Source organism: Bacteroidales bacterium (assembly GCA_021157585.1).
Lineage (GTDB): Bacteria > Bacteroidota > Bacteroidia > Bacteroidales > UBA12170 > UBA12170.
The window spans coordinates 1-12,257 of the sequence record JAGGWH010000183.1 but is presented as its reverse complement, the minus strand read 5'-3'; the positions used below and the strand labels follow the sequence as shown (position 1 = coordinate 12,257).

Below are 12,257 nucleotides of genomic sequence, written 5' to 3'. Positions count from 1 at the left end.
TTTGTACGTTCAATTGAATTGCTACCAGTTATTTCGTTTGCTTCTTGTAAATGTGATGCAGAATAAAAGATTTTTGGACTATTATTATCAATCTGTCTCATAATATCTGACAACAAGTAATATCCACTCTCAATATCAATAAATATATTATTATCTAAATATGCTGTCATCTTTTTAAATTACTGGCAACTAATTAATATCTAACTTATAACCATATCCCAAATTATATCAGGATATACTTAGTTTAAAAGCAATAATTTACAACCCTTCTACAAAATCTAACCGCTCCCAAACATAATCGGGATTCTCCCGTGGTAGTATATTTTAAATAATCCTGATATCTATCAGGATATGTTATACGCCTCCCAAAGTTATGAAAAAAAAATGAAATAGTTACAGTTAAATAAAAATCGCACTTTACTAGCACCTATTTTACATTCAAATTCCATCTGTGTATATCTGCGAAATCTGCGGGATGTTTCCTCAAGTTATTTTTTCCCGCTGATTACGCTGATTATCGCTGATTTATTTAGTGTTTTTTAACAACAGCAATCCTAAAAGCTACTTATCTCTAATTATTAAAAAAAGATATTCAATTCTTTTAATATGTGATTTCGTTTTTTTTTGCAGAAATATTCTGGATGCTATGAAAAGCTCTAAAATAAGCATTCTACTTTTCAAGTCTTTTCTATCTCGCTATTTAAAATCATTTATAAATAAGCTAAATTTTGCTCCTAAATTCGGAAAATTTAATACTTTCACAAATCAAAACAAACATACCCATGAAAAACCTATTTGCTTTACTCGGTCTATTTATGACTGTTAACGTCGGTGTTGCACAAACCGATCTAAATTATTATTTACCTAAAGATGTAAATTACGATATCAATATCCCAACGCCTAAACAAGTTTTAGGTTATGAAGTTGGCGATTGGATGGTGAGTCACGATCAGCTTATAAAATATATGGAAACTATTGCAGAATCTAGCGACAGAGCCATCTTGGTAGAATATGCTCGTTCTTACGAAAACCGCCCATTGGTACATTTAATTTTCTCTTCGCCTGAGAATTTAGCCCGTTTGGATGAAATAAAAGCTGAGCATCAAAAGCTTAGCGATCCTTCTCCGTCATCCGACGGATCTGGAGAGATAAATACAGAGAATATGCCTTTGGTTGTCTTATTGGGATATACCATACACGGTAACGAAGCTAGTGGAGCAAATTCATCTTTGCTAACCGCCTATCATCTCGCCGCTGGCAGAAGCACTGCAATGAAAGAATTGCTTGAAAATACCGTTATTATCGTTGATCCAGCATTGAATCCCGACGGTATGAATCGTTTTGCCAATTGGGCAAATACACATAAAAGTTATGCCGATTTAACAGATCCTAATTCACAAATTTTTAATGAGGTGTATCCTGGCGGCAGAACCAACCATTATTGGTTTGATATGAATCGCGATTATTTATTGTTGACTAATCCTGAAAGTCGTGGATATGTAGCCAAGCTGCAAGAATGGAAGCCCAATATCGTCACCGACCATCACGAAATGGGTTCTAATTCTACTTTCTTTTTTCAGCCAGGCGTACCCAGCAGAAACAATCCTTTAACACCGCATAAAAACTACGAACTAATCAAAAAAATTGCCACTTACCATGCCAAGAATCTAGATCAGATTGGTTCGCTCTATTTTAGCGAGGAGTTATTTGACGATTATTATTTTGGTAAAGGATCTTCCTATCCTGATATCAATTCAGGCATTGGTATTTTATTTGAACAGGCTAGTGTTCGAGGTTTTATGCGCAAAACTAACAATGGTATACTGACTTTCCCTTTTGCTATTCGTAACCAGTTTACAGTTACATTATCGACTTTAGAAGCTGGCTTAAACTTAAGAAAACCCCTACTCGATTATCAAAAAGAATTCTATACCTCTGCTTTAAATGAAGCCAGAAAAGATCCTATTGCAGGTTGGGTTTTTGGCGATTCGAAGGATTTAGGAAAAACCTATGAATTTTTAAACATCCTCAATATTCATGCGATTGAAGTTAAGCAACTTACAGATAATTATAGAATAAATGGCAAAACCTTTGAAAAAGGGAATAGCTATTTTATTACTGCTACACAAAAGAATTACCGCTTGATAAAATCGATGTTTGAAAAAAGCAACTCTTTCGAAGACAAAACATTTTATGATGTATCCACCTGGAATTTCTTCTATTCTTTTAATATGCCTAATGCAGAAATAAAGCGTAGCAAGAAAATGGTTCTACCAAAAACCGAAGAATTAGCAAGTATCGATAAAAAAGAAGGCGAGATTTTAGGTAGCGAGAAAGCGGTAGCTTATGCTTTCCGCTGGGACGATTATTATGCGCCTAAATTATTGGCGGCTATCCAAGCAAAGGGATTAAGAACTAAAGTGGCCAAAAATGAATTTAGCTATACCGCTGATGAACTTAATGAAGAATTTGGTTTCGGAACCATTCTTATTCCAACAAATAATCAACCACTAGTAAAAAATGACTTAGCAAAATGCATGAGTCGTTTAGCAAAAGAAACGGGGATTGATATTTACGGTTTATCGACAAGTTTAACGCCTAGCGGAATTGATATTGGTAGTAGCAGCTTTGCTGTATTAGAAAAGCCCAAAGTATTGATGTTTGTTGATGGAAGAGCGAGCAGCAGGGATGCAGGTGAAGTTTGGCATTTATTTGATCAGCGCTACAATATGCCCATTACTTTGGTTGAACAAGATAAAGCAGGTAGAGTTGATTTAGCAAAATATACTACCATTGTTCTCCCTGGAGGTTCTTTCGATGCGCTTGGGAAAGCGGGCATTGAAAAGCTACAACAATGGCTTAAAAATGGTGGAAATCTAATTACTTACAAAAGTGCAGCTCATTGGGCGGCTAAAAATTTAAAGCTAGATATTCAATTCAAAGATGATGTAAAACTTGAAATTGAAGGCATTCCAAGATATGCAAACCGCAGAGCCGATGCAAATGTTCAGCAAATTAGCGGTGCTATTTTTGAAGTTACTTTTGATCCTTCTCATCCTTTAGCTTACGGTTTAAACGGAAATACTTTACCTGTATTTAAATCAGGGACAAGTGTAGCCAAATTGCCAGAGAATAAATATAATGCTCCTTTCCGTTACACTTCTTCGCCCTTAAAAAGCGGTTACAGTTCTATAGAAAATGTAGAGCGAATCAAGAATGCTCCATTCATTATTACCAATCGTGTTGGGAGAGGAAATGTAATCTCCATTTTAGACAATACTAATTTCAGAGGTTTTTGGTATGGCTCTAATAAGGTTTTTGCAAATGCTATATTTTTCGGACAGATCTTATAGGCTAACATAAAGATTTAACAATCGCTATCGAAATAGATGAGCTTATTTATGTGTGTCAGTGTCTTTGTGTGATTTAATATCTCGCAAATACCCTGAGTCGCAAAGGTTTACTTATATTAATTTACTTTTTTTTATAAGTCTAAGGTAATTTTACCAGTAAAAACGCACCTAAATAATTAACAAGCACTTTTTCTTGGCGTCTCCGCACCTTTGCGTGATATTAACGAAAAATCTATCCCTTAAAAAAATTCCATTTTAGAAAAGATAAATATTCGTTTTCTCAAATAAATGGATTAAAATTGCAAATCAAAAAAAAGCCATTTTAGCTCAGCTGGTAGAGCAGCTCATTCGTAATGAGCAGGTCGTGGGTTCGAGTCCCATGAATGGCTCTACTTTCTTTAAAAAGGATAATTCTTATTTCAATACTATTCTCTCAAACGATACTTTTATATAGAGAATTGCACAAAAGATAGACTCGGTAACTATAGCAAAACTAAATTTCATACATTTTCAACCAAATTTCATTAGAAAACAGTATAATTTTATTACAAAAACACAAAATTATATAACACCTGCCTTAAAAAATGGGTGCACTTTTGTATTGTTGAAAAAGAGTAAAAATTCAATCTTATGAATCAAGCATGTTCGATATTTATAAATACAGATGGGAACTTCTCATACAAGTTCTTTCTAACCTTTAACAAAATTATTTTAAGATGAAATTAAAAAACAATATAGCCATTAGCGAATCGGGTTTTGTATTCGACGCAGGCACAGGAGAAACCTACTCTTTAAATCCTGTAGGTGCAGATATTTTAAAACTGATGAATGAAGGTAAAACTCAAGAAGAGATAGTGGCTCACTTCCTCGAAAATTATGATGTAAGTCAAGGCACTTTTGAATCTGCTTATTTCGATTTTATCAGTATTCTTAATCAATTCAATCTGATTGAAAGATGATTAAACAACTAACAATAGCCGTAACTGGTTTAAACAATACTGATAATCCGGGACCGGGAATTCCGGTTATCCGAAGTCTTCGTGAGTCAAAGGAATTTGATGTCCGCATTATTGGATTGGCATACGAAAACCTTGAGCCTGGAATTTATATGGAAAATATGGTGGACAAAACCTACCAGATTCCCTATCCTTCCGGTGGTGCTGATCTACTCATAGAACGCATTAGATACATCAACGAAAAAGAAAATATAGATGTATTAATTCCTAATTTCGATGCTGAATTATACACTTTTATGAAAGCCGAAAAGCGTTTATTGGAAATGGGAATCAAAACCTTTTTACCAACCATAGAACAGTTTGAGGAACGACAAAAAGCAGTACTCCCAAAATTTGGAAAAAAGTACAATATTGATGTTCCTAAAAGCACAAATATCACAAGCGTTTCCGACATTCACAAACTAAAAAAAGAATATGAATTTCCTGTTTTAGTAAAAGGAAAATTCTACGATGCAAATATTGCATATAACGAAGAACAACTAACAACACATTTTAATAAAATTAGTGCCAAATGGGGATTACCCATTATTGTACAAGAATTTATTAAAGGAACAGAAGTCAATGTAGTTGCTCTTGGCGATGGTGAAGGAAATACTATTGGTGCAGTTCCTATGCGTAAACAATTTATTACCGATAAAGGTAAGGCTTGGGGTGGAATTACCATAAAAGATGAAAAAATGTTGGATCTGACTCATAAGCTTATAGAAAATACAAAATGGCGCGGAGGAATGGAACTGGAAATGATACGTACCAACGATAATAAATATTATATGATAGAAATTAATCCTCGTATTCCTGCTTGGGTTTATCTTGCTGTTGGTGCCGGTCAAAATATACCCGAAGCATTAATTAAACTTGCCATGGGCGAAAAAGTAGAGCCCATGAGCAGCTATAGTACAGGAACGATGTTTGTTCGCTATTCATACGATATGATTGGTGATATCTCTCAATTCGAAAAACTTTCGATGACGGGGGAACTTGATAATATTCACAAATAAGATTAAAACTTAATATCATGGAAAAGAAATTCTTTGAAAGACCTATAATTACCAAAATAAATGCCGGAGTTCCAGATAAATTTGGAATGGGAAACCAACTAACACCCATTACAGAAATAGATAATGTAGCTGTTAAAGATATTATTGCTGAGCATGGTTCGCCTGTATTCGTTATCTCTGAAAAAACAATGCACGACACCTATCAGGATGCATATCAGGCATTTAGCACACGCTACCCCAAAGTTCAATTTGCTTGGTCTTATAAAACAAATTATATTGATGCCGTTTGCCGAACCTTTCATAAAATGGGTTCTTGGGCAGAAGTTGTTTCCGGTTTTGAATATCAGAAAGCATTAAATAACGGCGTTCCCGGAAATCAAATTATTTTTAACGGCCCGGATAAAACAGAAGAAGACTTACGCTTAGCCATAGAAAATGCATCTTTAATTCATATCGACCATTTTGATGAATTGTATATGATTATCCGCTTGGCTGATGAAACCGACAAACGACCAAAAGTTGCCATTCGAGTAAATATGGACAATGGCATTTATCCTCAATGGGACAGATTTGGTTTTAATTATGAAAACGGCGATGCTTGGAATGCCTTAAACCGCATTATGCTAAGCAAAAAGCTTGATTTAGTTGGATTACATACCCATATCGGAACCTATATTATGGCACCTTACGGCTATGGAAATGCTGCTAAGGTATTAGCTGATTTGGCTATTGGCTTGGACAGAAAATACAATCATAAGATTAAGTATATTGATATGGGTGGTGGATTTGCCTCCAAAAACACTTTAAAAGGTGCTTATTTGCCTGGCAGTGACACTTGTCCTTCTTTTGATGAATATGCCGAAGCCATTACCAATGCATTAATAAATTCTGCTATCGATCCGGAACATTTACCCATTTTATTCTTGGAAACGGGTCGTGCTTTAATTGATGATGCAGGTTATCTTTTAGGATCCGTAATCGGAAACAAAAGATTAAAAGACGGCAGAAGAGCAACTATTTTAGATATAGGAGTAAATATGCTCTTTACCTCATTCTGGTACGAACATATTGTTGTTCCTGCTCAGCAGTCCTCAAAATACACAGAAGATACAACACTCTACGGCCCACTTTGTATGAATATTGATGTTATCCGAGAGGCCATCCAATTTCCTTCTATGAAAATTGGTGATCAGATTGTAATTAAACGTATAGGTGCTTACAATATGACACAATGGATGCAATTTATTACTTACCGGCCAAAAGTTGTTATGATTGATCGCGAAGGCGAAGTACACACTATCCGTAATCGCGAAACTATGGAAAGCATTACTGCTCCTGAAGTAATTCCGGAATATCTAAAATAAACTATATAAAATGAAAGAGGCTGTCTAAAAAGACCTTCGTGTTAATTTTGTAATCCTTCGTACGCCTTTGTGGTAAAAAAACGGAACCGCTAAGGTGCACGAAGAATTACAAAGAAAAGAAAGCCCCTTTAATACTTTTCTAATCAAAACTATGGCAAACAAAAAACGATTAAATTTCCCTGATAGTGTAAAAGGCCTTGCTGTACTTTTAATGATACAAGTGCACCTGATGGAGCTTTTTACCAAAGAGGAAATCTTTAATGGCAGCTTGGGTATCACCTCCCTTTTCTTAGGAGGAATTCCAGCCGCTCCTGTTTTTATGGTGATAATGGGCTATTTTTTAGCCTTTGGAAAAAAGAATTCAGCTGATATGACCAAACGTGGAATTCGCCTGTTTTTGGGAGGCATCGTTCTAAATATTGGTCTTAACGCCCATTTGCTCTTCAATATCATTTTTAAAGGATGGGAAATAAATCCTTGGCATTATATTTTTGGAGTCGATATTTTACCTTTAGCTGGATTGAGTTTAATGAGTTTAGCTTTATTTCAAAAATTAGCTACAAATAAATATTGGGTTTATTTTATTCTTGCTGTCGCAATAGCAGCTCTATCTCAATTGTTTGATCCTCTTCAGTTTGAGAATCATTCTTTGAGATATATTTTAGCGTTTCTTGTTGGAGGAACATCTTGGTCCTACTTCCCATTAATCCCTTGGTTGGCCTATCCCCTTTTGGGTTACGGCTTTAAAATAATGGCTGATAGAATCAATATCGAAGCTTTTACTAAAAGTATCTGGAGTAAAATTTCATTAGGATTACTTGGTGTATTATTATTGCTCACAGCAAACTTTGGGATAAACACCTCAACTAATTTAGCGGAATATTATCATCATAATTTTTTATTCTTTTTGTGGAGCACCGCTTTTGTAATGTTCTGGGTATACACTCTTTTTCTGTTGAACAAAGTTGCGGAGAACACCATTTTCTTCATTTACTTTCAGTTTTTAGGAAAAAATGTAACCGCAATCTATGTTTTTCAGTGGTTGATTATTGGGAATCTGGGTACAGCATTATATAAAACTCAAGACATTGGAGAATGGGCTTTCTGGATTTTCAACATCATCATAATATCAAGTGTTTTAACGTACCTTTGGTCTCAATACCGTAAAAAATATTCTATCTAAAATTGAAAACAAAAATCGACATAAAAGATCTTTTAAACGGAATACTAAACAGTTATTCGCAAATCTTCTTTTCGAATAATAAGATATTTGGCATATTACTTTTCATTGTCAGTTTCTTTGATGTTTGGTCGGGATTAGGAGGACTATTAGCTGCAATTGCTTCCAATGGATTTGCCTATGCTTTAGGTTTCGATCATTATAAAATAAAAAAGGGAACTTATGCTTACAATGGTTTGCTAACAGGCTTAGGGATTGGACTTTATTTTCAACCCAGCATAGAGTTATTCTCAATTATCGTAGCCGTTTCTTTATTCATACTTTTTCTTAATGTCAGTTTCGAAGCTTGGTTAGGAAAATACACACTTCCTTTTTTAAGTATTCCTTTCCTTATTGGTATATGGACTATCGATTTATCGGGCTCTTCTTTTCTAAATATTTGGTTAAGCGATCGTTCTATATATTTTGTAAATAGCATTTATGGTCTTGGAGGAAAAGATTTAGTAGATATTTATAATTGGTGGAACGAAGTCCCCTTTGTTTACTCCTTAAAAGTTTATTTCTTATCCTTAGGGGCAATCTTTTTTCAATACAATATTTTTGCCGGCATTATAATTTCAATAGGAATTCTAATCTATTCAAGAATTGCACTTAGCTTATCTATAATTGGATTTTATACCGCCTATTATTTTTACTCCTTCATTGGAGCCGACTTAAACGAATTAAGCTATACTTATATAGGATTTAACTTTATTCTAACATCTATGGCTTTGGGAGGTTTCTTTTTAGTTCCCAATAAACACAGCTATTTATGGACTGTAATTATTCTGCCTTTGGTGGTACTTATTACCTTGGCATCGATGGAGATTTTTTCTAAATTCCAACTCTCCATTTATGCATTTCCATTTAACTTTATTGTTATTGTATTTTTATACAGCATTAAGTTAAGACTCCCTAAAAAATCAGGCTTAAAAGAGGTTGTCATTCAACATTATTCGCCGGAAAAGAACCTGTATTTTTATAGAAATGCCAGTCGCAGATTTGGAGAATTACAATACCATTCTCTTGCTCTACCCATAACCGGAATGTGGGATATTAGTCAAGGTCACGATGGCGAATTTACACATCGTGGAGAATGGAAACATGCTTGGGATTTTGTTATCCGCGACAGAAAAAATCTGGAATACAAAAATGATGGCGATTATCCTGAGGATTATTACTGCTACGAAAAAAATGTTTTGGCGCCAGCGGACGGTTTTATTCAGGAAGTAATTAGTGGTATCGCTGATAATATTATTGGCGATATGAATTTAGTGAATAATTGGGGGAATTCCATCGTTATAAAACATGTCGATTATCTCTTTTCCCAATTAAGTCATTTAAAAGACGGAACGATACTTGTAAAAGCGGGTGATTTTGTACGTAAAGGGCAAGTCATTGCTAAAGTGGGAAATTCTGGACGATCGCCATACCCTCACTTACATTTTCAAATTCAAGCCACGCCATATATAGGTTCCAAAACACTTGATTATCCTTTTGCTCGTTATATTTCTCAAAAACAAAATGGCGATTATGAATTGCACCTTTTTGATAAACCATTTAAAGACCAGAAGATTGGGAATATCCAAAGCAATGCTCTGCTTCAAAATGCTTTACATTTCATTCCTGGTCAACAGCTTCAATTTGAGATAGATAAGCAAGGAAGAAAAGAAACTCTTACCTGGGAGGTTAAAGCCGACACCTACAATAATAACTATATCTATTGTGCAAAAACAGAATCCTACGCTTATTTTTACAGCGATAGTAATTTATTATATTTTAAGAATTATGTAGGAGACAAGAAAGCCGTACTCTTCCATTTTTATCTATCTTTCTTTAAAATTCAGACTGGTTTTTATAAAGATATGGAAATTACAGATCAGATTCCTGCCAATCAGATTTTTGGAAAAGCACGTCTTTTCTTCCAAGATTTTATTGCACCATTTTATATGTATCTACATTCCAACTATAGTCAGAAAACAATATCTATCGACGATGAATTAATGCCCTCAGAAATAAAACTCATTTCACGGATTGATAACTTTATTATTAATCGCAAAGTAGATTCTTGGTCGTATGAAATTACTATAAATAATCAAGGGATTAAGGAAATAACCTTAAACAGGAAAAACGAAAAAATTACTGCACGACAACTTTTTTCAAAATAAAAAATAAAATAAAATGCTAAAGAAACAATATATTACAATCGTCCTATTTTTACTTTTCGGAGTACAATCATCTTTCGGCCAAAGTATTAGTGAAATAATTAATGCTTTTGAAGAAAGCTATCTTTATGAAAAAGAAGGAAATTATACCGATGCCATAAAAAGTATGAAAAAGGTATATGTTGAAAATTCCTACGAAATAAATATTCGTCTTGGCTGGTTAGATTATATGGCCGGTTCTTATACTGAATCTGTAACTTATTACAATAAAGCACTAACATTAATGCCCTATTCTGAAGAAGCACGTTTTGGACTGGTTTTACCAAAATTAGCTTTAGGAAAAACAAACGAAGTTATTACTTTATATAAAGAAATAGTAGAAAATTCGCCCAATAACACTCAGGCAAACTATCGTTTAGGGCTTATCTATTATGAAGATAAAGATTATATTACCGCATTTAATTATTTTAAAAAAGTTGTTCAACTCTACCCTTTCGATTACGATTCTCTTTTGATGTTAGCGTGGACACAGTTCAAATTAGGACATAGTCGAGAAGCTAAAGTTCTTTTTCAAAAAGTACTTATGTACTCTCCAAACGACACATCTGCCCTTGAAGGATTGAAATGGGTAAATTAAGGAGTGCTAACGGAAGTTAACGAAAAAACGAATTTACCGTTGAACATTTATTGTGATATCGTTATTTTTTCAAGCGGATATTGGATTCACTTGAATCTGTCCTCCAATTGCTTTTAAAACTTTCATTATTGTTGCAAATTGAGGCTTTGCGCCATCCGATAATGCTTTGTATAAACTGGGTCTGCTTAATCCAGTTTCCTCCGATATTTTGGTCATTCCTATCGCTTTTGCAATATGTCCAATTGCAATAATTACATCTGAGTTATCTCCTTCTTCCAAAACAGTGTTGAGATATTCCGCAATCATTTCCTTGCTGTCCAAATAATCCGCTATGTCAAATTTTGAAGTTCCCATTTTTCTATTTTTTTGATTTTTTCCAGATTTCTTTTGCTTTTTCAATGTCCTTTTGTTGAGATGACTTCTCTCCTCCAATTAGTAGAATAACTATTTTTTCATCTTTTTCCTTGAAATAAACTCTGTATCCTTTTGCAAAATTCACTCGTAACTCTCTAATTCCATCACCTACAGATTTGTAACCTCCCAAGCGTTCGTCATTTTATTCTTTTTTAATCATTTTTATCACCTAATATCCAGTCGATTGCATTTACCTGTTTCACTCCGTTATGGTTTCCTGTTTCGTAATCCATTGTAATAAGTAATCTCTCGTTAAAATCCGGGATTTTATTAAACGGAGCGAGTTCTCTTTCAAGTGTTTTTGGCTCTTTTACTGTGTATGCCACTTGAATGTATTGTGTGTAACCATCTTTGTTTCGAACAACAAAATCGACTTCAAGATTATCTGTTTTTCCTATCCAGATTTGATTATTACGACGAAGTAATTCAAGAAATATCACATTTTCAAGTAAATGCCCTGTATCTGCCGTAAGTTCTTTCCCAAGTAATGCATATCGCAAACCCAAATCCACAAGATAGTATTTTTCCTGCGTTGCCAAATGTTGTTTTCCTTTTATATCGTATCGATTTACTTTATAAAAAAGATAAGATTCCACAAGCGTATCAATGTACTTTGATACTGTTTTATTGTCAATTTTTTTTCCGTTTGCCGTAAGAACTTTTGCAATATTTCTTGCTGAAACTCTTGAACCAATACTGTCAATCAGAAAACTAACGACTTCCTTATAAGATGTTTCATAATATATTGTGTGCCTTTTCCGTATGTCATTTTCATATATGTTTTGAAAAACGGTTTTTAGATATTCGTAAGCATAACTTTCTCCTGATTCAATAAATCCAACAGCTTCAGGAAATCCTCCTGTTCGCATATAATTAGCAAAAGCACGGTCGGGAGTTGCTGTTTTACCTGTAAATTCCAAATATTCGGCAAACGAGAATGGTAAAACATTAATTTCATATGCTCTGCCTGTAAGTATGGTTGCTAATTCGCTTGATAGAAGATAAGCGTTAGAACCTGTAACATATAAAGCTATATTTTGAGTAACATATAATCCTTCAAGCAGTTTTTCAAATTCAGGTAGGTTTTGAAC

The 12,257-nt window shown here is 34.2% G+C and carries 10 protein-coding genes and 1 tRNA gene; 8 read left to right on the top strand and 3 right to left on the bottom strand.

The window, feature by feature from the left end; genetic code table 11:
- Window positions 1-782 precede the first annotated feature (782 nt).
- The 8 genes from J7K39_12685 to J7K39_12650 all read left to right on the top strand — a co-directional run bounded on the left by J7K39_12685 (window position 783) and on the right by J7K39_12650 (window position 10,752).
- Complete coding sequence (locus tag J7K39_12685) at window positions 783-3,353, top strand: hypothetical protein (GenBank protein ID MCD6180748.1); 2,571 nt, start codon at window positions 783-785, stop codon at window positions 3,351-3,353.
- Between the two features lie 316 nt (window positions 3,354-3,669).
- Window positions 3,670-3,742 (top strand) — tRNA-Thr (locus tag J7K39_12680).
- Window positions 3,743-4,069: 327 nt separating this feature from the next.
- Window positions 4,070-4,312: a PqqD family protein gene (locus J7K39_12675; GenBank protein ID MCD6180747.1), complete on the top strand. Its 243-nt coding sequence runs from the start codon at window positions 4,070-4,072 to the stop codon at window positions 4,310-4,312.
- Complete coding sequence (locus J7K39_12670) at window positions 4,309-5,367, top strand: ATP-grasp domain-containing protein (protein MCD6180746.1); 1,059 nt, start codon at window positions 4,309-4,311, stop codon at window positions 5,365-5,367. Before J7K39_12675 ends, J7K39_12670 begins: the two co-directional genes overlap by 4 nt.
- Window positions 5,368-5,384: 17 nt before the next feature.
- Window positions 5,385-6,731: a hypothetical protein gene (locus J7K39_12665; GenBank protein ID MCD6180745.1), complete on the top strand. Its 1,347-nt coding sequence runs from the start codon at window positions 5,385-5,387 to the stop codon at window positions 6,729-6,731.
- 151 nt (window positions 6,732-6,882) lie between these two features.
- Window positions 6,883-7,914, top strand: coding sequence for a DUF1624 domain-containing protein (locus J7K39_12660; protein MCD6180744.1), 1,032 nt, complete (start codon window positions 6,883-6,885; stop codon window positions 7,912-7,914).
- Window positions 7,915-7,916: 2 nt separating this feature from the next.
- Window positions 7,917-10,118 carry an urea transporter gene (locus J7K39_12655; GenBank protein MCD6180743.1) on the top strand — a complete coding sequence of 734 codons (2,202 nt, stop codon included), beginning with the start codon at window positions 7,917-7,919 and terminating at the stop codon, window positions 10,116-10,118.
- A 13-nt stretch (window positions 10,119-10,131) separates the two neighbouring features.
- Window positions 10,132-10,752, top strand: coding sequence for a tetratricopeptide repeat protein (locus J7K39_12650; protein MCD6180742.1), 621 nt, complete (start codon window positions 10,132-10,134; stop codon window positions 10,750-10,752).
- A 69-nt stretch (window positions 10,753-10,821) separates the two neighbouring features.
- Here the strand turns inward: J7K39_12650 and J7K39_12645 are convergent, their stop codons facing one another.
- From J7K39_12645 to J7K39_12635, 3 genes are all read right to left on the bottom strand, one after another.
- Window positions 10,822-11,106 (bottom strand): putative addiction module antidote protein, encoded by a 285-nt coding sequence (locus tag J7K39_12645; GenBank protein ID MCD6180741.1) that lies wholly within the window; start codon window positions 11,104-11,106, stop codon window positions 10,822-10,824.
- Window positions 11,107-11,110: 4 nt separating this feature from the next.
- Complete coding sequence (locus tag J7K39_12640) at window positions 11,111-11,296, bottom strand: type II toxin-antitoxin system RelE/ParE family toxin (protein ID MCD6180740.1); 186 nt, start codon at window positions 11,294-11,296, stop codon at window positions 11,111-11,113.
- A gap of 22 nt (window positions 11,297-11,318) precedes the next feature.
- Window positions 11,319-12,257 (bottom strand): ATP-binding protein (locus J7K39_12635; GenBank protein ID MCD6180739.1); only part of this gene is annotated, 939 nt, incomplete at its 5' end.

Excerpts from the sequence above, each read along its gene's own strand:
- J7K39_12685 (MCD6180748.1), top strand. The coding sequence starts at position 783 with ATGAAAAACCTATTTGCTTTACTCGGTCTATTTATGACTGTTAACGTC.
- J7K39_12675 (MCD6180747.1), top strand. The coding sequence starts at position 4,070 with ATGAAATTAAAAAACAATATAGCCATTAGCGAATCGGGTTTTGTATTC.
- J7K39_12660 (MCD6180744.1), top strand. The coding sequence starts at position 6,883 with ATGGCAAACAAAAAACGATTAAATTTCCCTGATAGTGTAAAAGGCCTT.
- J7K39_12670 (MCD6180746.1), top strand. The coding sequence starts at position 4,309 with ATGATTAAACAACTAACAATAGCCGTAACTGGTTTAAACAATACTGAT.
- J7K39_12665 (MCD6180745.1), top strand. The coding sequence starts at position 5,385 with ATGGAAAAGAAATTCTTTGAAAGACCTATAATTACCAAAATAAATGCC.
- J7K39_12645 (MCD6180741.1), bottom strand. The coding sequence starts at position 11,106 with ATGGGAACTTCAAAATTTGACATAGCGGATTATTTGGACAGCAAGGAA.
- J7K39_12650 (MCD6180742.1), top strand. The coding sequence starts at position 10,132 with ATGCTAAAGAAACAATATATTACAATCGTCCTATTTTTACTTTTCGGA.